This window comes from Lentilactobacillus farraginis DSM 18382 = JCM 14108, assembly GCF_000583655.1.
Classification (GTDB): domain Bacteria; phylum Bacillota; class Bacilli; order Lactobacillales; family Lactobacillaceae; genus Lentilactobacillus; species Lentilactobacillus farraginis.
In genome coordinates this window covers 1-22,096 of record NZ_BAKI01000011.1, presented here as the reverse complement: position 1 = coordinate 22,096, position 22,096 = coordinate 1, and the positions used below count along the sequence as shown (strand labels likewise).

Below are 22,096 nucleotides of genomic sequence, written 5' to 3'. Positions count from 1 at the left end.
TTCCTCTATTCTAATTTGATTTCAGTATAGCAAATCCATTCGGTAATGTGAATTTAATCTGACAGATTTGTAGTGAAGGGAGTGGTTGCATGACTCAAAAAATTACCAAAATCCAAGCCCAAAAACGGAAGGGACGATTCAATGTTTATGTAGACGGCCAATATGCTTTCCCAATTAGTGAGGCAGTCTTTATTAAGTATCGGCTGTTTAAGGGGATGGAACTTGATAAACAGTTGATTGAGACCCTAAAAACTGCTGATAACCTCTCAAAATTACATACACGGGCGTTAAATTACCTGGCTCATAATTTAAGAACGGAAGCTGAAGTGAGAACCAAACTGCAGACGTTAACGGATGATGACGAGGCAATTGACGAGGTGATTGATCAATTAAAGGATCAGCAGCTGATAAACGATCGGAAGTACGCAGATAGTTACGTGCGGACGATTGTTCGCCAAAGGAAAAACGGCCCCGGCTGGATTCATCAAAAGCTACTCGAAAAAAAGATTGACCAATCATTAATCGAGGCGGCTCTGGCTGACTATTTTCCTGAATCACAGGTGATTGAAATTGGTGTGCGGGTAGCTGAATCACAGATGAAGCATTATCAACGGGAATCTCAAAAGATGGCAATTAATAAAATAAAAGAAATGTTGGTTCGCCGCGGCTTTGGCTTTGAGCTGATCGGCGATATCATGGAACGGGTTGATATGACGCCATTGGCCGATCATGACCGTGAAATTATTCGTCAAGCGGCCGAGAAGTATTGGCGAAAGTATCGCGGGCTTGAAAATTATCAGCGAATCCAAAAAACAAAACAGGCGCTTTTTCGTAAGGGGTTTACAATGGCAGATATTGAGACAGCACTGTCTAATTTGGATGAATAGCAATTTGGATAATGGTTGTTATTTATTTCATTCGGAAAAAGCCGGCCATTCTGATATAATTACCATTGGATTGGTAACAATCGTAGCTGATAGCTTATTCAGAAAGTGGGTACCATAATGCCACGTGGACAAAAGATGCCAAAGGAGGGTGACTTCATTGCGATTCAAAGCTACAAACATGATGGCAGCTTGCATCGGATTTGGCGAGATACGATGGTATTAAAGAATAGCGAAAATTCACTTATTGGATGTAATAATCACACTTTGGTCACTGAAGATGACGGTCGTCATTGGGTGACCAGAGAACCCGCTTTGGTTTATTTTCATAAACATTATTGGTTTAACGTTGTCGCGATGATTAGGGATGACGGCATTGCCTATTATTGCAATTTAGCTTCCCCGTATGTTTTAGACAAAGAAGCCTTGAAATACATTGATTACGACTTAGACGTTAAAGTTTTTCCGGACGGCAGGCGAAAGCTGTTGGATGTCGATGAATATCTGGCTTTCAGCAAACGCTGGGATTATGGGCCGGAGATCGACCATATCCTGAAAAAAAACGTTCGGATGATTGTTGATTGGATTGACAACGAAAAAGGTCCGTTTTCAAAGGATTTTATTGCAATCTGGTATGAGCGCTACTTGGAACTATCCCGCCAACGTAAATGAGAGTCACTTGAATAACGGTCGTTTGGCAAAGCTTAATTTGCTTAACGGCTGTTTTTTCATAATCGGTTTCCATGATACAATTGACGTAATTAAGTTGAATCTGTTAGGGGGACACTGCTATTGCTAAAAAAATTGAGAAGCTCCTCGCTGATGTTTTGGTCCCTTGAAATTTTAATTGTTGTTGGGATCATTTGGGGCTGTACACAAATTAGTTTTATGTTTTCGCCGATTGCAATTTTTTTCTCGACCATCTTTATTCCGGTTTTACTGGCAGGGATTCTTTACTACATGTTGAATCCGATTGTCAGCTTGTTGACCAGAATTCCGTTGGGAAAAAAGCGGCTTTCCCGTACCTGGGCGGTAACGTTGGTCTTTTTATTGCTGATCGGCATTATTGTGCTGTTGGCAACCGTTTTTATTCCCAAAGTGTTGAATCAATTGATGACCTTGGCCAACAACGTTCCTGGTGCTATTAATGATGGCCGGCAACTGCTTGAAAAAACGTTAAAGGAAATGAATTCCCAGCAGCTGTTAAAGAAAATTGATTTTACGCAATTGTCAAAAAAATTCACAACTAATATTACTGATTACGCCAACAGCTTTTTTAATGGGTTAACCAGCGGAATTGGCGGTATTATTTCAGCAGCCGCCAATGCGGTGATTATCGCTGTTACGGTTCCGGTCGTTCTTTTTTACATGTTAAAAGATGGGGACCGGTTAGCCCCCAACATCAAAGCATTACTTCCTGAAAAGCATCGCGAGCAGACAATGGATTTGCTGTCTGCAATGAATAAAACGATTTCAAAATATATCTCCGGTCAAATGATTGAGTGTTTATTTGTCGGGACTTTCACGGCCATTGGTTATTTAATTATTGGACTGCCATATGCCCTGCTGCTTGGCGTAATTGCCGGTATCTGTAATGTCATTCCCTACATCGGTCCATATATCGGAATTGCCCCGGCTTTAATGGTGTCCTTTTCCCACGGTGGCTGGCTGAGCATGGTTTACAACGTTATTATTGTCGTTATTGTTCAGCAGATCGACGGTAATCTGGTTTATCCGAATGTTATTGGAAAGTCACTGCAAATTCATCCGTTGACAATTATCATTATTTTGCTGGCTGCCGGAAATATTGCCGGCTTAATGGGAATGATTTTGGCGATCCCGCTTTACGCGATTGTAAAGGTCATTTTGATTCACTTGTATAATATCTACCAGCTGGATTAACGTTAATTATTTTTAATAATTCTTAATTCATGTTGACGTTGAATCTGGTTATGCTACTATTTAAGTTGTGTTTATTTTAATTTCTAGTAACAGATAGTAGGAGATTTTATGAAAAAAGTAATTACTTACGGGACATTTGACTTGCTGCATAAGGGTCACGTTAGATTGTTAAAGCGGGCCAAAGCCCTTGGTGATCATCTAACTGTGTGCTTATCTTCTGATGAGTTTAATGCTGAAAAGGGTAAAAAAGCATACACGTCCTATGAAGATCGAAAATACATTTTAGAAGCAATTAAATATGTGGATGAAGTGATTCCGGAGACCAATTGGGATCAAAAAATCCACGATGTGCAGGAACGAAACATCGATGTATTTGTAATGGGCGACGACTGGAAAGGTAAATTTGATTTTTTGAAGGATTACTGTGAAGTTGTTTATTTGCCGAGAACAGAAGGTATTTCAACTACCAAAATTAAGGAAGATTTGGGCTTGACCGATTCAAAGGATTGGCAGGCCTAAGTGTTACCGGACTAAAGAGAGGCTGTTCGCAAAACTGGGTGTTTTGCACCAGCCCCCTTTTATTATGATTTGTAAAGGGCTAGGAGGAAAATAATGAGACGGGCAATTTTCTTGGTAACAACAATTCAAGGTATTCGAAAGCCGACTTTTTTGCAGCAACTGCTGACATTGTTGAATGACCACTATGAAGTGGCAATTTTATTTGCGATGACCAACTTTGATGAAGTTTGGCAAGCCCAACGCGAGTTTGAGATGATCAGAAATCGGGAGCATCTTCAGCAGGGGGTCAATGTGATTACCTTGGGCGATGTTTATGCCGATCGTTCAGGTGTTCGGTTAACGGATACAGATTATCTGAAGGTGGAGCTGACAGCTTTGACACCTTATGAATCACATGCCGGTCACGATAAAGTGGTCAGGTACGTTGATCATGACGGCAATATTGTTGCGGAAACACTTTACGGCAAAAATCAGGTTCGGTTACATACAATCTTGTTTGATAAAAATAGTCGGATTATTCAGATTAATAATTATAATCAACAGGATCATTTGTATGGCATTGAGCGATGCAGCGATGATTTGGTGACGGAAAGTCTGTTGTTGAATGCCAACTCTGAACTGGTCTTTCGCTTTAGCAATTACGTGATTGAGCAAAAGATTCACTATGCGTTGCCAAAACATCACTAATTCCGGTTCCAAGCAGCTTGTCGGAAATTTCCGGTAATAAAAAAGAAGATCCGCTAACGCATTATGAAACTAAAGGTGAATCGGTGGTGACAAAGGCGACATCGTATAGTGATTATCATCGTTATAATGATATCAACGCTTTTTATCATCAGGTATTGCTGAATTTAAATACGGATAGTGCTCGAGTTTACTTGGATATCGATAACGTGATTGATGCTTCCAAGTATTTACCAGGAAAGCAAATCTTTAATTATTAAGGGGAAATCAACATTGCGAGCAATCTTATCGGGAGTCCATCAAAAAAAAGGGCTTCAAGTTCTGGAATTTGAATTATTAGACGTTGCCAGTTCACTAGAACATGCTTATATGCTGTTCGTGGAAAAAAACAGTTTGGCATCGATGATGAAGCCCATCACGAAGGTGTTGAACCATAATATTGTACGGGTAAAAATCGATGCCCAGGAGTTCCATTTTGAATCAGCTGATCAAACGGAATTTGAATGGCAGATTTTTTAATCGATAATGCGGCTGATTTTAAAAATGTGGTTCAAGTCGAAAGTGAGTACTTAAGTGATCGTCATCAACTGGAATTAACCAGTTACTATCAGTTTAATAGCGATGCCGCTGGGATGGCACTGTTTAATATTCGGACGCACCAGTCTGATCAGGATTTTATGATCAATTCCATTAACTTGACGGATACGGGCTTGGAAATTACGGGTTATAATAAAATTAACGGCACACCGATTAAGAATCAACGGATTATTCTACAAAATCGAACAACCGATGGTAAGTTAGACTATCCGGTTTCTCAAACAATGTTTAAGGGCATGTTTAAAGTTGGCATTCCGCTGACCGATATCCCACAAGACTCTGTTGGAGAATTGTTTATCAGATATGAACTTCATGAGCGGGAAATTGTTCAGCGACTGATTATTTCCAAGTCGTTAAGCGGGCAGTCCATTGAAGCTGACTTACCGGGAAATCGGGTCATTACGATTGAAAAACGGTTTGACAACGGTATTTTGGTAAAAGAGTTTAAGGGTGCGTCGCTGCCTCAGAAATTAATTGCTGCTGGTGGTAAAGCCCATGGGGTGCTTGACGTTTGTCGGATGGTCCAGGATAAATTAAATTTGGCCAGAATGCGGTTCCTGTTTAAAGCAGGTCATTCGCCTTATGAAAACACGACCATTATTTTTGAAAGCTTTGGCGGCCGTCAGGTCAGTGACAGCCCATATGCCATTTATCGGTTGTTTCAAACGCTGTATCCCGGTATTCGGATGGTTTGGTCAATTGATCGTTCGCAAAAGGCTTTTTGTAAAGAAAATCAGATTGCTTATGTGATTCGACGCACGTCAAAGTGGGTTCGGCTGCTGGAAAAATCCCAGTTCTGGATCAGTAATGCCCGCTTTCCGTCGTGGGTCAAGAAACCGAATTACGTTACCTATATTCAAACCTGGCACGGTACCCCGCTTAAGAAATTAGGCTTGGATATCGAAAACGTGTCGATGCCGGGGACCACGACTGCCAAATATCATAAGAACTTTGTTCGGGAGCTAACCGTTGGGACGCCCTGGTTTCACCCAATGATTATTCAACTCAGATTTTTAGGTCGGCTTTTGGGTTCAATAACCAGATTCTTAAAATCGGTTATCCCAGAAACGATGAATTAATCAATACCCAACCTGATGAAATTACGGAAATTAAAAATAAATTGGGGATTCCTTTGGATAAGAAAGTGGTCATGTACGCGCCAACTTATCGGGATAATCAATTCGCGGAAAAGGGAAAGTATACGTTTGAACTGCCATTTGGTTGGATGATTTTCGCAAGTCCTTCGGCGATGATACTGTTTTAATTTTAAGGATGCATTACTTGATCTCCAATGCGCTTGATATTTCTGATTATTCTGATTTTGTCTATGATTTTTCAAACTATCCAAATATTAGTGATTTATATCTGGTTTCCGATCTATTGATTACCGATTACTCGTCCGTCTTTTTCGATTACGCCTATTTGAAGCGGCCCATTTTGTTTTATCCGTATGATTACCATTTGTATAAAGAAGAGTTACGGGGCTTTTATTTAAACTATGAACGTGATTTACCGGGAAAGATTGCCCATAATTCTAAAGAATTACTGGCTGAAATTCACCATGCACTTGAGCATTCGGATATGAGTGCCAATCAGCGATTTATGAATTTCTATAATCGTTTCTGTGCGATTAATGATGGGTTAAGTTCGTTGAAAGTGGTTAACTACGTTATGCATCAAATTGAGAGCGGTGTTTGATTCAGGCCCAAGCCAAGCTGCCAATCAGTCGGTTGGTGGCTTTTTGCTGTGTGAATATGTTAAACTTAGTTAGTTATTTTGCGTTTGAAAGGAAGTAAACATGAGTAATCAAGACTTACAGACAAGGGACAGTACTCGAAGAACGTTTGCGATCATTTCCCATCCGGATGCCGGTAAAACGACGATTACCGAGCAGCTGTTGCTTTTCGGTGGCGTTGTTAGACAGGCTGGGACCGTCAAAGCTCGAAAGACGGGGAATTTTGCCAAATCAGATTGGATGGAAATTGAGCAAAAGCGGGGGATTTCTGTAACCAGTTCCGTGATGCAATTTGATTATGGCGGCAAACGGATCAATATTTTGGATACGCCGGGGCATGCGGATTTCTCCGAGGATACTTATCGGACTTTGATGGCCGTGGATTCGGCCGTTATGGTAATTGATTCGGCTAAAGGAATTGAGCCCCAAACAAAAAAGCTGTTTCAGATTTGTAAGATGCGGGGAATCCCGATTTTTACATTTATGAATAAACTGGATCGGGACGGCCGTGATCCGATGGATTTAATTGATGAATTGGAAACCGTTTTGGGCGTTCAAGCTTATCCGATGAATTGGCCGATTGGAATGGGAAAAACACTTGAAGGTATTTTTGATCGGTATAATCATCGAGTTGAGTTATACACGCACGCGCAAAAAAGTCGGATGGTTAAGCTGGATGACGATAATAATCCGATTGACGATCCGAAACTGGCAGAAGACGATCAGTTTAAAGAAACCCGCGATAGCATTGATTTATTGGATATGGCCGGAAATCAATTTGATGAGGCCAAAATTGCGACAGGTGATTTGACGCCGGTTTTCTTTGGCTCTGCCTTAGTCAACTTTGGGGTTAAAACATTCTTCGATGCCTATTTGAAGTACGCACCGGCACCGAGTGCTCACAAAACCCAATCCGGTGATGTGGTTGAACCTGATGAAAATCAGTTTTCCGGGTTTGTATTTAAAATTCAGGCGAACATGAATCCAAATCACCGTGATCGAATTGCCTTTGTGCGGATTTGTTCGGGTGAATTTGAAAAAGGAATGGACGTAAATCTGTATCGTACCCAGAAAAAGTTGCGGTTATCCAACGTAACCGAATTCATGGCAAATACCCGGGAAAACGTCAAGACGGCCGTTGCTGGCGACATTATCGGGCTTTATGATACCGGTAATTTCCAAATTGGGGATACAATTTACACCGGTAAAAAACCGGTTGAATTTGAAAAACTGCCGCAGTTTACCCCAGAATTATTTGTTCGGGTTTCTGCTAAAAACGTGATGAAGCAAAAATCATTTCATAAGGGGATTAATCAGTTGGTCCAGGAAGGCGCCGTTCAATTATACATGTCTTATACGACAAACGATTACATTTTAGGTGCGGTTGGTCAACTGCAATTTGAAGTTTTCCAATTCAGAATGAAAAATGAGTATAATTCGGATGTCAATATGGAACCGATGGGGCATAAGATTGCCCGTTGGGTTGAACCGGATCAACTTGATGAAAAGATGTCCTCCTCACGAAATCTTTTGGTTAAGGATCGGGCTGGTCAGCCGTTGTTCTTATTTGAAAATGAATTTGCGATGCGCTGGTTTAAGCAAAAATATCCGGACGTTACGTTAACTGCTAAATTATAATTTTGAAAGAAGAGATTTTTTATGGCTTTGAAGCATTTGTCAGCTTGTACATCAGTATTGGTCGGTAAAAAAGCATCGATTGACGGTTCAACGATGATTGCCAGAAATGACGATACCTTTCTGCCGCTGACACCGCAACGATTCTATATTGAGCCGGCTGTTTCGGATCGTCACGAGACGTGGAAATCTAATCAAAACGGTTTTACCGCGCCACTTCCTGAAAAGGGTTATCGGTATTCTTTAACGCCGAACGCTGACGTTGCTAAAGAAGGGGTTTATGCTGAAAGTGGTTTTAACGAAAAAAATGTTGCGATGAGTGCCACTGAAAGCGTGTACGGCAACGAACGTGCCTTGGCTTTTGATCCATTGGTTGCGGATGGCCTGGCGGAGGATTCACTCCAATCGATGGTTTTGCCGTATATTAATTCTGCCCGGGAAGGGGTTTCATATCTTGGTAATTTAATCAAGCAGTATGGCTCACCAGAGGGCAACGGCGTTTTGTTCAGTGATCGGGATGAAGTCTGGTACATGGAAATTGTTACCGGCCATCACTGGGTCGCGCAAAGAATTCCTGATGACGCCTATGCCATTACAGCCAACCAAGTTGCTATTCAACAAGTTGACTTTGATGACCCCGATAATTTTATGTATTCTGATGGTATTCAGGAATTTGTTGCCAAGTATCATTTAAATACCAGTAAAACGGGCTTTAACTTTCGGCGGATTTTTGGAACCGATAACGAAAAGGATCGGCACTATAATACGCCGCGGGTATGGTTTGGTCAGCGGTATTTAAATCCGGAAATCAAGCAATCGCCAACTTCTTCGGATTTGCCGTTTATCTGCAGAACGGATAAGAAGATTAGTGTTGAGGACGTTGAATATATTTTAAGTTCTCATTACAATGAAACGGAATATGATCCGTTGGGGAAGGGCAATGAAGCAACCAAGACCCTTTTTAGGCCGATTTCGATGAATCGAACGCAAAATTCGCACGTTCTGCAAATTCGTAATGACGTAGCAAACGATTGTGCGGCAATTATGTGGTTGAACTTTGGGGTGCCAGCCTTTTCTCCTTACGTGCCATTCTTTGGCAATGCTAATGATACTGATGAAAGCTATGAGAAAACGCCCCTTCACTGCGATGATAAGAGCGCTTATTGGATGTATCGAAAATTGTCCGTCTTGGTTGAATCACACTATTCTGAATTTATTCAGGATGATATCGACTTTCTGACCGATGTGAAGGAAAAATTACGCCGACATGTTCAGGCAACAATTGACGAGGCAAATGGGCTTACCGGAAAAGAATTGACAAATTATTTGACGGAGCAAAATCATCAAGTTGTCAAAATGATGAGAATAGCGACTGAACAAATGATTCATCAACTATTTGAAAAGGGCTTAACACTTTCAAACTTAACGTTTAATATGGATAAAAACCTTTAATGTAAGCTTGGGGCAGAAAGTTGCCTTTTGGCGGCCGTTGCCGCTCAGCAATAATCGAGATTAAATAAACAAACGGGATTGGGCAAAATTATTTTTTGCCGCAATCCCGTTTTATTTTGATTTTAATCAACGGTGACATATGCTTTCGGAACTACCCCGGCATCAGCTAATTCATACCAAATTAGGTTTTGGTCATCAACAATGGTTGCGGTGATTGAAACCCGGCTGCCGTGCATCAAAGCGCCGGTTTTTTTGCCATAGGGCTTATTAAAAATCGCAATTGCCTTATGGGGTACAAAATTAATTGTGCCGGCTAATCGGGCCGGATTTCGAGAAGTTTTAGTGATTTGTTCGATTAAATGATGAAGCGGCGGGTTGCTTGGCTCGAGATGAGTATTGCGGATCCATTCAAAGCCGCCGATGTTTAACCAGCTGGATTTATCAGCCAGGTCAATTCTGGCAAAGACCTTAATAATAATGTTTGCCGGTAGGCCGGTTTTTAATGTCTGTCCTTGCGGATTATTGAAAACTTCGTGGGCATTTTTCAGCTTTACGAAGTATTCAACTGGTTGGACGGTCTCCCAATTTTTCCGGCGATAGGCAAAGATGACGCCATGGGTTTGGCGGTCAAATTGGCCATAGGTTGCTCCGGTACTGCTGATGACGCGAAAGCCCTTAATTTCTGGGGCTGTTAGTCGGTATTGATGGCCAAGCTTTCCCGTTAATATCTGAACAGATCTTAAAATCTGACCGGTATCTGTATCCAAGCAATAGATCATGACGGGGAGACCGTTTTTCAAGGCAAATCGAAAAGTGACGGTTTGGTTGGTTGCTTCAAATTGATAAGTGAAATTATCAATTGCCGTTAAGTAGTAATCAGCAAAGCTGGGAATTTTAAACTGAATTTTGTCACCTACGATGCCGTGAAAAATGTCGGATTTAGCAATTGGAATTTCGGCTTCATCCAAGTAACTAAAGATAACCTGAGCTTGATGCTGATTGTCAAGTGGCGAGGGGTCAACAATTTTAGCCGGTTCCGGGTCTGATTTATCTTTTTTTGAAATGCTTGTCGCGGTTTCATCGGGGTGAAGTGGGGCAGTCCGATTGGTTTCTAAAAACTGCCGCTTGCGATGATGGTAGTCAAAATGCCGCCCGCGTCTTTTTCGCTGACTTGGCCGAATTGACGGTGTAATTGTTTGTAAGTGTTTTTGTAGCCAATTAAAGAAAGTCATCAAATTGCCCCCATCAAACATTCTAAAGAAAATTATAGCATACCGGCCGGGGTGGCATAACTTTGAAAAAAACTTTTAAGAGATTTTTGTAATCCTGGATTGGTTTTCGGCAAGGTTAGCCGTTTCTTGCCCAAGAAAAAAGCACGCGGAAAATTTTCCCGCGTGCTTTAATTTAAAGGTAATCTAAATTACTTTGTCTGCTCAGAAGTCGTTGAGGCGTCTGCTTGATGGCTGTCATCGGTGGAAATGGTGATATTACCATCATTATTAACGTCAGCAGTTAATCTTGCAGCACCTTCGTGATCCAAGTAGTAGTCGGCAACTTTATCTTCAATTTGTTCTTGAATAACGCGTCGGAGCGGTCGAGCGCCCATTTGTGGGTTATAACCCAGATCGACCAACTTGGCCTTTGCCTTGTCAGTGACATTAATGAACAATCCTTGAGAAGCGAGCATGCCATTAACTTCATCGATCATTAACCCAACAATCTTTTGAAGATCCGGCTTGCTTAGTGGATTGAATTCAACAATGTCGTCAAATCGGTTTAGAAGTTCCGGTTTGAAGTAGTCGGTAAGTCTATCAATAATTGAATGCGTCTTGCCGGATGCGGCGGCCCCAAAGCCAACGTTGGCTTCTGCATTCCCTTGGCCGGCGTTACTGGTCATGATGATGATGGTATCCTTGAATGAAACGGTTCGTCCCTGACTGTCGGTTAATCGACCATCGTCAAGAATTTGCAGGAACATATGCAGGACATCAGGATGGGCCTTTTCAACTTCATCCAGTAGAATCAAACTATATGGATGACGACGAACTTGTTCAGTTAGTTGACCGGCTTCCTCGTAACCAACATAGCCGGGAGGTGACCCGATTAATTTAGCGACTGAATGCGGCTCCATGTACTCAGACATATCAAACCGAATCATGGCGTCCTTGGAACCAAAGAGTTCACGGGCCAATTGCTTGGCTAATTCAGTCTTACCAACTCCGGTTGGACCGACAAACAGGAAGGAACCAATTGGTCGGCCGGTACCGTTAAAGCCGACTCGATTACGACGAATGGCTCGAGCCACCTTTTCGACAGCCTCATTTTGACCGATGACGTGTTTTTCAAGGTTGGGCCCCAGATTCTTGAGTTGGGTTTGTTCTTTGGCTTGAAGTTCGCCAACCGGGATTTCGGTCTTTTCTTCGACAATTTTTTCCATATCTTTAGAAGTGACCTTTGGCGTATCTGCCGCGTCAAGACTATCTGATTTGGCATTTTTTTCAAGTTTGTTTACCTGATCACGATAGTAGGCAGCTTTCTCGTAGTCCTCACTTTGCAAAGCAGCCTGCTTTTGCTTTTCGGCATTTTGAATCTTTTCTTGAACGGTTCTTGGATCAACCGCGTTAATTGTTAAATTCTTTCTTGAACCGGCCTCATCCAGAAGGTCAATCGCCTTGTCAGGCAGGAATCGATCTTGAATGTAACGATCCGAAAGCTTAACAGCAGCTTTGATGGCATCATCAGTGTATTTAACGTGATGATAGTCTTCATAACGCTTTTGAATACCCTTGAGGATTTTAACGGCTTCTTCAGGTGACGGCTCATCAACCGTAACTGGTTGAAGACGTCGAGCCAGAGCGGAATCTTTTTCAATATCCCGATATTCTTTCAAAGTTGTGGCACCAATTAATTGAAATTCGCCACGGGCAAGCGCAGGCTTCAAAACATTACCTGCATCCATGCCGCCTTCAGCATTACCGGCGCCCACAATCTCATGAATTTCATCAATGAAGAGAATGATGTCCGGATTATCCTGAACTTCTTTAATCAATTGCTGCATTCTTTGTTCGAATTGACCACGGATTCCGGTCCCCTGAACAAGTGAAACAACATCAAGTCTGATAATTTGTTTGTTTTGAAGTTTGGCAGGAACGTTGCCGGAAACAATTTCCTGAGCAAGTCCTTCCACAACGGCTGTTTTCCCAACACCGGCTTCACCAATCAGAACAGGATTGTTCTTTGTTCGTCGATTGAGGATTTCAATGACCCGCTGGATTTCATTGTCACGGCCGATAACCGGATCAATTTTGCCGTCTTTGGCCATTTGTGTCATGTTAATCCCATATTGGCCGAGTAGACTGTTGCCGCCTTGACGGCTGCCGTTACCACGGCCATTTCCACCGGGCCCTTGGGGTTGGGTTGGTGGAATTTGTTGTGGATTTGGATTCATATTTCCGCCTTGCATTGCTCGGAAAATATCATCCAAACCACCAAAACCGAATGGATCTTGAGCCATATCTTGAGCACCTCCTGTGTTGCGTTGTTTGTTAGAGAGGAGTTGATAGCAATTTTGACAAAGATTAATAGTTTGCTTCTGACCATTCACGTTTGTGTAAAGATGAATGGTTGCTGGATTCTTATGGCAATTCTGGCATAGCATTAATTGCTTTCCTCCTTTTGTAAATAGAAAGTAAAAGGACAAAATAATGTACGAATTAGGTACTGACCAACTTTGACCTTTGACTATGATTATACAACAAGCGCAATTTGAATCAAGTAATTGAACTCAAAGTAATCAACCGGTTGGTTAAGTCTCCAGCAACGGTTTCCCGTTGTTTTTAAAGTGTCCTAAAAAGCGATGCCCTTAGCCATTGAGCTGTTGTCTAACACTTTGACCTATCCGATAGGCTTGGTTGATAGATTGAGAAATTTCCAAGTTGCGTTACAATATCAAAGTACCACTTATGTTAGAATTAAGTAAAGCAAAGCGCTTAATTCGGTTTCGGCGGTTATTTGATCGGTGTAGCCGATAAATTTTTCTAACATTGATGAGTAATTAAATTTTATTGAAAAGAGGATTCACGTTTGACTGACAACACAAAGGGCTTTGATTTTGAAAAACAGTTAAAGCAGCTTGAAACTGGTGAAATTAAAAAAATTGTGGTTCAGCCCGAAGCATTTATGGCTTTTCAAACGGCTTACATGAATTATGATAAGCGAAAACGGATTATTGGCACGGCTGGCCAAGGTGGTGTGATAACCTATATTTTTGAACACGATGAACAAAATCAAAAATCTTAAAAAATGGTGTAAGCGGTTCATGTAAAGCTTGTATTTTCGCTTATATATTGCTATTCTTAGATGAGTAAGGAATAATTTTAGAAAGTAAGTCAGACAGTGAGTGATTTCTCATTTGTTATAGCATTAAATAGTCTGCCTGCCTTCTTATAATATGACCAGAGGAGAATGATTGAAATGGAAAAACGTCAGTACAACATCACTGCAGAAACCGGGATTCATGCACGCCCAGCAACCTTATTGGTTCAAACAGCCAGCAAATTTAATTCGGATATTACACTTGAATATCAAGAAAAGTCTGTTAATTTGAAGTCAATTATGGGTGTTATGTCACTTGGGGTCGGCCAAAGTGCGTCAGTTACTATTACTGCGGATGGTGACGATGAAAAAGAAGCATTGGATGCCATTACCGAAACTATGAAATCAGAAGGATTGACTGACTAAATTCATGACAAAGTTTAAGGGGATCGCCGCAAGTGATGGAATTGCGATTGCATCTGCATTTCGGTTGACTGAACCTGATCTGAGTTTTAATAAAGAAACGATTAAGGATTCAGATGCGGAAATTGCGCGTTTGAATCAGGCAATTGAAGTTTCCAAGCAGGAACTTCGTACAATCCAACAAAGAACTCTTAAAGACCTCGGTAGACATGAAGCTGAGGTCTTTAAAGCACATATTGCGATTTTGTCGGATCCGGAACTGCTGAAACGAATTAAAACGATGATTGAGACGCGACATGTCAATGCAGAATACGCGTTAAAAAATGTATCGGACAGTTATATTCAGATCTTTAATTCAATGACCGATAATGATTACTTAAAGCAGCGGTCAACTGATATCAAGGATGTTATGAAGCGGGTACTCAGCCATTTGTTAGGTGTTCCGCTGAGTGATCCGGCTTTAATTGATCATCAAGTAATTATTATTGCCCATGATTTAACACCAAGTGACACGGCGCAATTTGTTCCTAATTATGTTAAAGGGATTGTTTCTGATATGGGCGGTCGGACGTCTCATTCAGCAATTATGTCCAGGACAATGGAAATTCCGGCGGTTGTCGGTTTTCAAGGATCGTTAGCAGACATAAAGGACGGCGACCCGGTCATTGTTGACGGCTTAACTGGTAATGTCATCGTTAAGCCAACGGCCGATGAAAGACAGGCATATCATGAGAAGCAGCGCCAATATCAGCAGCGAAATGAACAGTTAGGAGCCTTTAGAAACGCTGCGACAACTTCTTCAGATGGCAAGCATCCGATTATCGCGGCTAATATTGGCACTTTAGATGATTTACAAGCAGCCATTGACAATGGTGCCGAAGGAATTGGTCTTTTCCGGACTGAATTTTTGTATATGGATTCTGATAAACTTCCATCGGAAGAGGCGCAATTTAACGTTTATAAAACGGTTGTTCAGAAAATGGCTGGAAAGCCGGTTATTTTCAGAACAGCTGATATTGGTGGCGATAAAGATCTACCATATCTGCATACACCGCATGAAGCAAATCCGTTTTTAGGCTATCGGGCAATTCGAATGAGTTTGGATCAGCCGGACGTTTTTCGAACGCAACTTCGGGCGTTAATTCGAGCTTCTGCTTTCGGAAACTTATCGATTATGTTTCCAATGATCGCCACGGTGACGGAGTTTAAACACGCCAAACGAATCTTTGAGGATGAACGGACAAAATTAGTCGCCAAAGATATCCCCGTGGGCAATATCAAACTTGGCATAATGGTTGAAGTGCCAGCGGCAGCATTATTGGCGGATCAATTCGCAAACGTGGTTGATTTTATGAGTATTGGCACCAATGACTTGATTCAGTATGTGATGGCTGCTGACCGTGGCAACCGGCGAATTTCATACTTGTACCAGCCTTATAATCCAGCTGTTTTGAGGCTGATTAAGTCAGTTATCGATGCCTGCCATGATAATGGGACGCCTGCTTATATGTGTGGTGAAATGGCCGGTGACCAAAAGGCAATTCCGATTTTAGTCGGGATGGGTCTTAACGAGTTTTCAATGAGTGCCACTTCAATTTTGAAGTCAAGAGCACTAATTAAGGAGCTTGATTCAAGAGAGATGGTGACGTTGGCCAATAAAACAGTCAGTTTGGCCAGCACCAGCCAGCAGGTTTTGAAGTATGTTCATCAGGCGCTTGAAAAGCCGTGAGAGATACTTATAAATAACTTAAAAACAAGCTGTCAATGGCTAACGGATGCCGTTTGACAGCTTGTTTTGTTAACATTGATTGTTTGCATTCACGGGTTTAAACAAATATAATTACAATGATTGTCAGACTGGCGGTGGGAAGCTTTCGGTCCGGCAAAGTGCATCTAAGATTAAATTGATGGGTAGCGTTTAGAAAGTTGATGTTTCCTTTAGAAAGGAGGGGCTGTTCATGAATATTGGTATCTTTACAGACACTTATTTCCCCCAAGTTAGTGGTGTTGCCACTTCAATTAAGACACTTAAAAACGAGTTGGAACGCCAGGAAAATCAGGTTTATATTTTTACGACAACGGACCCCCATGTTGATAAGGATACATATGAACGAAATATTTTTCGCTTTTCCAGCATTCCGTTCATTTCGTTTACGGATCGGCGAATTGCTGTCCGGGGGTTATTCCAGGCATATGAAATTGCCAAGGAGTTGAATTTGGATATTGTCCATACGCAAACGGAATTTTCAATGGGCATGATTGGCAAATTTGTTGCCAAGAATTTAAACATTCCTTGTGTTCATACGTATCACACGATGTATGAAGATTATTTACACTATGTTGCGAACGGTAAGCTGCTAAAACCGGTGCACGTTAAAGAAGGTACATTGGCATTTTGCTACCATTTGGCTGGCGTTATTGCACCTTCCGACAGAGTGCTTGATAAATTAACGGAATATGGTGTTAAGTGTCAAATGCGAATTATTCCTACTGGTGTGGATATTGGTATGTATGCAACAGCTACACACGTTGACATCCGAAAAAAATATCATCTTTCCGAGAAAACGCCGATGATGTTATCTATCAGTAGATTAGCTTATGAAAAGAATATTTCCGAGATGATTAACCTGCTGCCTTCAATTTTGAAACAGGTTCCAGATGGCGTTTTAATGATTGTCGGTGATGGGCCTGCCAAAGAAGATTTGATTAATCAGGTAGATTCGCTTGGCGTGGCGGATCACGTTATTTTTACGGGTGAGGTCAATAATGATCACGTAAACGCATTTTATCAGGCGGCCGATGTGTTCGTTTCGACGTCTAATTCTGAATCCCAGGGATTAACTTATATTGAGGCAATGGCAGCCGGCCTACCAGTGGTTGTAACCGCCAGTGATTATACGGACGGCCTGTTGAACAATCCGTCACTTGGAAAAACGTTCAAGACGCTGATGCGTTTGTCGAAACAGTTGCCCGGTATCTAATAAATCCGGTGGATAATAACAGCCCGCAGGCCAAAAAGATTTTAGATCAGAAGCTCAAAGAAATTTCTGCTGAAACGTTTGCAAAACGGGTTGTGGATTTTTACCATAGTGTCACGGTTGAACAACAGCTGCAGGGTGATCCGACCGCTACAAATATTGAATAATTGTTTTTAAAGGAGTTTATATGCTTAAAATCAATATGTTCTCAACGGCTACGAAAGTTAAGGGCCAGGGTGTGGGAAGTGCCTACTCTGAATTGATAAATATGTTAAAAAAATATTTTCCAGAGGAATTTGATATTAAAATTAATGACTACTCCCGTTCAGATATTAGTCATTATCACACGATTAATCCGACTTTTTTTGCATCAACCTTTTTCAAAAAGCGGGGGCGAAAAATCGGCTATGTCCATTTTCTGCCCGAAACACTGGAAGGCAGTTTAAAAATTCCGCAGCCAATTAAGGGATTGGTTTATTGGTATGTCATTGCGTTTTATAAACGAATGGATCATTTGGTAGTTGTTAACCCGTCCTTTATTCCGAAATTGGAAAAATACGGCATTAAGCATGATGCCATTACCTACATTCCAAATTTTGTTAATCGCGAGGAGTTTCATCCTGCTGATGACGCAACTAAACGACGGTTGCGGGAAAAGCGGGGGTATGACCCGGATAAGTTTACCATCTTGGGAAGCGGCCAGATTCAAACCCGCAAAGGGGTGTTGGACTTCGTGGAATTGGCAAAAAGAAACCCGCAGCTTCAGTTCATTTGGACCGGCGGCTTTTCGTTTGGAAAAATGACTGAGGGATATCCCGAGCTTGAAAAAATAGTGAAGGATCCACCTAATAACTTGGCATTTCCTGGAATTATTGATCGTAAAAAAATGGTTGATTATTATAACATGGCTGATTTGTTCTTGTTGCCTTCGTATAATGAGCTGTTTCCGATGTCTGTGCTCGAAGCTTTTTCAACCCATACACCAGTGATGCTTCGCAATTTGGACCTTTATGAGTCGATTATTAAGGGATATTATCTAAAGGCTGCCAATGTCGATGAAATGAATGAAGAGCTCCAGGCTCTGCTTTTGAATCCGGCTGCGTTATCGGAGCTGACTAAAAAGGCGGCAGCCGCCAGCCAACGGTATTCGGAAAGTCATTTGGCGCAAATTTGGCATGATTTTTATAATCAACAGGCTGAGAAAGGTTAAGCATGTCACGGAAAAATAAATTTACTTTCATACTGATGGTGCTAATAGGCATTTTAATCATTGGTTATTCAATGCGGGATGTCAAGTTGCGTGTTCTGATTCATGATTTCTTTACCTTGGATCCGTTGTGGCTGCTCGTGTCATTTGGCTGTATTTGTATGTACCTCTTGGTTGAAGCGGTTATCACGAAGGTGCTTGTGTCCAACCGGGTGACCTCGTTTACGTTTAAAGACGCGCTTCGAGTCCCATTGGTAGAGCAGCTGTTTAATGGCATTACCCCGTTTTCTTCCGGTGGGCAGCCGGGCCAGTTGGTTGTTATGCTGCAGACTGGGATTGACGGCGGCCGGGCCAGCTCGGTTTTGTTGATGAAGTTTGTGGTTTATCAAGCCATGATCGTTGTCAATTTTTTTATTAGTCTGATTATCGGATTTCATTATGTAGCTACTAAGATGCATTACCTATCGTTGTTTGTCCTCTTTGGTTTTCTGATTCACTTTTTTGTTATTGTCGGACTACTAATGGTGATGTATTGGCCGGCGTTTACCAAGAAGGTTACTAAAATTTTGTTTCATCCTGTAAAATGGTTTGTCAAGGATGAGAAATACTACCAAATGCGAACGACTTTGTACGAAAAAATTGATAATTTGTATGAAGAAAGTATTCGAATTGGCCGACAACCGAAGCTGATGTTCAAGGTTGTCCTGTTAACGCTGGTTCAGCTGAGCTTTTACTACCTAATTCCCTACTTCATTATGCTGGCGTTTGGTTACTATAATGTTAACGTCTTTATGGTTACCAGCCTGCATATTATGATTGTCATGATCATTTCACTCTTTCCAATCCCAGGCGGCTCCGGTGGTGCAGAATTCAGTTTTGAATCGTTGTTTCAAAGTTACATTTCCAGTAACAGTAAATTGGTATTGGCAATGATTTTATGGCGGCTTTTAACGTATTATTTTGGGATGATTGTTGGTGCGGCGGCACTGCTGATTAAACCCGACAAAGTTAACGATTCACACAAGAAAATTCAAAAGAAAAATTAAGTTCACTTAAACTTTCCTGATTAAGTTTTGGAAGCGAAGGCGGCTTGGGTATGGTTCAAAATAGCTTTATTTTTGAGGACTGGATAGGCAGGCCCCAGGAGATATCATATTCAGTCGGCTGAATAACGACTGTAAGAAATTTTGGAGGAACAAGCATAATGTCTACAAAGAAATCACGACTATTAAATTTCTTTAATACCAGATTGGGTTTCTTTCTTCTGGTTGTGGTATTGTTTTGTATCAAAACGTATATTATCTATCAAACAAAGTTTACGCTTGGCGCAAAGGGTGGCATGCAACAGTTTCTGTTGGCAGTTAATCCAATTCCGGCAGCTCTTTTAACAGTCGGGATCGCGCTGTATTTTAGTGGCCGATTATCCTATTGGTTGATGATGATTATCGATTTTCTTGAAAGTATTTGGATCTTCGCTAATATCGTTTATTACCGTGAATTTTCTGATTTTTTATCAATGGGAATTATAAAAGGTAGTGGCAATGTCCAAAACAACTTGGGAAAAAGTTTGATGGAAATTATTCATTTTTCGGACTTCCTGGTTTTTTTAGACATCGTTGTTTTAATTTTATTGTTGGCTTTTAAAGTTATTCGAATTGATGCGCGACCGTTTAAAAAGCGTTATGCTGCGTTAATTTCAGGATTGGCTTTGATTTTGATGGTTGGTGAATACGGTCTTGCCAATAGTGACCGATCGGGACTATTGACTCGGACGTTTGACAATAACTACATTGTAAAATATCTGGGGTTAAATGAGTATGCGGCTTTTAACGCCTATCAAACACATAAGGAGTCGGCTACCAGATCACATGCCAAAGCCAGTGACATGGATTCGATTTTGAAGTACTTAAAAAATAATCGAGCGGCTGCCAATCCACAGTATTTTGGAAAAGCTAAGGGGAAAAATGTGTTTATCATCCATTTGGAAAGTTTTCAGCAATTTCTGATTAACTATAAGGTTGACGGTAAAGCGGTTACCCCGCATTTGAATGCTTTTTACAAAAACCAAAACACCTTGAGTTTCGATAATTTTTATCATCAAGTTGCCCAGGGGAAGACGTCCGATGCTGAAATAATGTTGGAAAACTCGCTTTACGGCTTGCCGCAGGGCTCCGCGATGGTCACTTATGGGGCCCAAAACACCTTCCAGGCTGCGCCGGCCATTCTGGATCAACATGGATACACGACAGCTGCCTTTCATGGGGATGTTCCCAGCTTTTGGAATCGGGACAGTACCTATAAATCATGGGGCTATCAGTACTTTTTCAGTTCCCAGTATTACAAAACCAAGCCGTCATATAACGTTGGCTATGGTATGAAAGATAAAATCTTTTTCAAAGACGCGGCAAACTATATCCAGCAATTACCGCAACCGTTTTATGCCAAGCTGATTACGCTTACCAATCATTATCCATACCTGCTTGATAAGCAGAATACTGATTTCCCGGCTACCAAAACGGGGGACAAAACTGTTGATCCGTATGTTCAGACAGCGCATTATCTGGATCAGGCATTTGCCGAGTTTTTGAGTTATTTGAAGAAAGTGGGTCTTTATAAGAACAGCATGATTGTTCTTTATGGTGACCATTACGGGATTTCTAATAATCATCGGCCGGCAATTGCACAATTACTGCATAAAAAGAGCATCAATAATTATGATTTGGCACAATTTCAAAAAGTACCATTTATGATTCACATGCCAGGCTTAAAAGGCGGCATTCGGCATACGTATGGCGGCGAAATTGACGTTTTGCCGACGTTGCTTCATTTATTGGGGATTAAAGATAATGACACGATTCAGTTTGGAACCGATCTGTTATCTAAACAACATGACCAGCGAGTGGCGTTTAGAGACGGCGACTTTGTTACACCTAAATATACGAAAGTCGGCAGCTCCGTTTACTTAACTAAGACAGGGAAGGAAATCACGCCCAACACTAGTCAAAAGAAAGAAATTGCTTCAATTCAAAACCATGTAACGACGGAACTATCCCTTTCTGATCGGGTTATTTATGGTGATTTATTGCGTTTCTACACGCCTAAGGGTTTCAAGAAAGTTAATAAGAAGGACTTTACTTATCAGTATACTAAGGGGATTGCCAACCTTAAGAAAGCTAATGAGGTGCATCCAACAAGTATTGAGGATAAGAATGACGGCAAGTCGACCATGGATCTATATAAAACGGATGCTCCCGAGCTGAAATAAGCTTTTTAAAGGAGTTGCTTTATACCGCCGTTTAGGTTCTTTTAATCACAGAAGTTGTCGAAATTTTAAATGATTTGAGTGCATTTGACAGCTAAGTATGTTGGCTGTTTATCATCAGATCTTTTATGAGGCTGGTATCAGAAAATGATATTGGCTTCTTTTTTTATTAACTGAAACGTGAACAAATAATTGGGTATCACGACTTTTTAACAGCTATACCACTTTTAAAGCGAACGATAATTATATAAAATAGTCTGATGTTCGTGATTGGCCAGAAAGTACGAAAATTGGCGAGTGTTTTGGGGACTTTGTCAAAAAACTTTTTGGGTTTAGGGGTTGACGAATGCGGTGTTATCCGGTATATTTATCTATGCTGCTTCAGTGAGTTACCAAGTTTTGATTTTCAGCAATTTAGTTGATTGAAAAAAGTTGTTGACATCGCAAAAGCAGCGTGGTAATATTAAATAGTTGTCAAAAGCGAGGGATTGCCACTGACAACTT

Annotated in this window: 16 protein-coding genes and 2 pseudogenes; 16 read left to right on the top strand and 2 right to left on the bottom strand. The window is 41.2% G+C overall.

What is annotated here, in order from left to right; all coding sequences use genetic code 11:
- Positions 1–89 precede the first annotated feature (89 nt).
- From recX to JCM14108_RS05675, 9 genes and pseudogenes are all read left to right on the top strand, one after another.
- Positions 90–887, top strand: coding sequence for a recombination regulator RecX (recX, locus tag JCM14108_RS05715; protein ID WP_035179126.1), 798 nt, complete (start codon positions 90–92; stop codon positions 885–887).
- A gap of 117 nt (positions 888–1,004) precedes the next feature.
- Positions 1,005–1,556, top strand: a complete 552-nt coding sequence (gene ntdP / locus JCM14108_RS05710; protein WP_035179123.1) for a nucleoside tri-diphosphate phosphatase — start codon at positions 1,005–1,007, stop codon at positions 1,554–1,556.
- 150 nt (positions 1,557–1,706) lie between these two features.
- Positions 1,707–2,786 (top strand): AI-2E family transporter, encoded by a 1,080-nt coding sequence (locus tag JCM14108_RS05705; protein ID WP_035179221.1) that lies wholly within the window; start codon positions 1,707–1,709, stop codon positions 2,784–2,786.
- A 108-nt stretch (positions 2,787–2,894) separates the two neighbouring features.
- Positions 2,895–3,305 carry a glycerol-3-phosphate cytidylyltransferase gene (tagD, locus tag JCM14108_RS05700; protein WP_035179120.1) on the top strand — a complete coding sequence of 137 codons (411 nt, stop codon included), beginning with the start codon at positions 2,895–2,897 and terminating at the stop codon, positions 3,303–3,305.
- A gap of 93 nt (positions 3,306–3,398) precedes the next feature.
- Positions 3,399–3,992, top strand: a complete 594-nt coding sequence (locus JCM14108_RS05695) for a hypothetical protein (RefSeq protein ID WP_237745729.1) — start codon at positions 3,399–3,401, stop codon at positions 3,990–3,992.
- An 86-nt stretch (positions 3,993–4,078) separates the two neighbouring features.
- Positions 4,079–4,249, top strand: a complete 171-nt coding sequence (locus JCM14108_RS15170) for a hypothetical protein (RefSeq protein ID WP_237745728.1) — start codon at positions 4,079–4,081, stop codon at positions 4,247–4,249.
- A 13-nt stretch (positions 4,250–4,262) separates the two neighbouring features.
- Positions 4,263–6,284: pseudogene (locus tag JCM14108_RS16085) on the top strand (CDP-glycerol glycerophosphotransferase family protein).
- 100 nt (positions 6,285–6,384) lie between these two features.
- Positions 6,385–7,959, top strand: coding sequence for a peptide chain release factor 3 (locus JCM14108_RS05680; RefSeq protein WP_035179116.1), 1,575 nt, complete (start codon positions 6,385–6,387; stop codon positions 7,957–7,959).
- 21 nt (positions 7,960–7,980) lie between these two features.
- Positions 7,981–9,408: a C69 family dipeptidase gene (locus JCM14108_RS05675; protein ID WP_035179114.1), complete on the top strand. Its 1,428-nt coding sequence runs from the start codon at positions 7,981–7,983 to the stop codon at positions 9,406–9,408.
- Between the two features lie 122 nt (positions 9,409–9,530).
- Here JCM14108_RS05675 and JCM14108_RS05670 read toward each other — a convergent pair whose 3' ends face one another.
- Both JCM14108_RS05670 and JCM14108_RS05665 read right to left on the bottom strand, forming a co-directional pair.
- Positions 9,531–10,640, bottom strand: coding sequence for a MucBP domain-containing protein (locus JCM14108_RS05670; RefSeq protein WP_035179112.1), 1,110 nt, complete (start codon positions 10,638–10,640; stop codon positions 9,531–9,533).
- 188 nt (positions 10,641–10,828) lie between these two features.
- Positions 10,829–13,066, bottom strand: a complete 2,238-nt coding sequence (locus JCM14108_RS05665; protein WP_035179109.1) for an ATP-dependent Clp protease ATP-binding subunit — start codon at positions 13,064–13,066, stop codon at positions 10,829–10,831.
- Positions 13,067–13,491: 425 nt separating this feature from the next.
- Here JCM14108_RS05665 and ykzS point away from each other — a divergent pair, with 425 nt between their 5' ends.
- The 7 genes and pseudogenes from ykzS (at position 13,492) to JCM14108_RS05630 (ending at position 21,595) form a co-directional block, all read left to right on the top strand.
- Positions 13,492–13,707 (top strand): protein YkzS, encoded by a 216-nt coding sequence (gene ykzS, locus JCM14108_RS05660; protein ID WP_035179107.1) that lies wholly within the window; start codon positions 13,492–13,494, stop codon positions 13,705–13,707.
- A 174-nt stretch (positions 13,708–13,881) separates the two neighbouring features.
- On the top strand, positions 13,882–14,148 hold the full coding sequence (locus JCM14108_RS05655) for a phosphocarrier protein HPr (protein ID WP_035179104.1): 267 nt from the start codon (positions 13,882–13,884) through the stop codon (positions 14,146–14,148).
- Positions 14,149–14,152: 4 nt separating this feature from the next.
- Positions 14,153–15,874, top strand: a complete 1,722-nt coding sequence (ptsP, locus tag JCM14108_RS05650; RefSeq protein WP_035179102.1) for a phosphoenolpyruvate--protein phosphotransferase — start codon at positions 14,153–14,155, stop codon at positions 15,872–15,874.
- Between the two features lie 229 nt (positions 15,875–16,103).
- Positions 16,104–17,290: pseudogene (locus JCM14108_RS05645) on the top strand (glycosyltransferase family 4 protein).
- Positions 17,291–17,310: 20 nt separating this feature from the next.
- The gene (locus JCM14108_RS05640; RefSeq protein WP_035179099.1) at positions 17,311–18,333 is read left to right on the top strand and encodes a glycosyltransferase family 4 protein; all 1,023 of its coding nucleotides are present in this window, start codon (positions 17,311–17,313) and stop codon (positions 18,331–18,333) included.
- Positions 18,334–18,335: 2 nt separating this feature from the next.
- Positions 18,336–19,376, top strand: coding sequence for a lysylphosphatidylglycerol synthase transmembrane domain-containing protein (locus JCM14108_RS05635; protein WP_035179097.1), 1,041 nt, complete (start codon positions 18,336–18,338; stop codon positions 19,374–19,376).
- 158 nt (positions 19,377–19,534) lie between these two features.
- Entirely contained in the window at positions 19,535–21,595 is a 2,061-nt protein-coding gene (locus JCM14108_RS05630; RefSeq protein ID WP_169790403.1) for an LTA synthase family protein, read from the top strand.
- Positions 21,596–22,096: the final 501 nt, after the last annotated feature.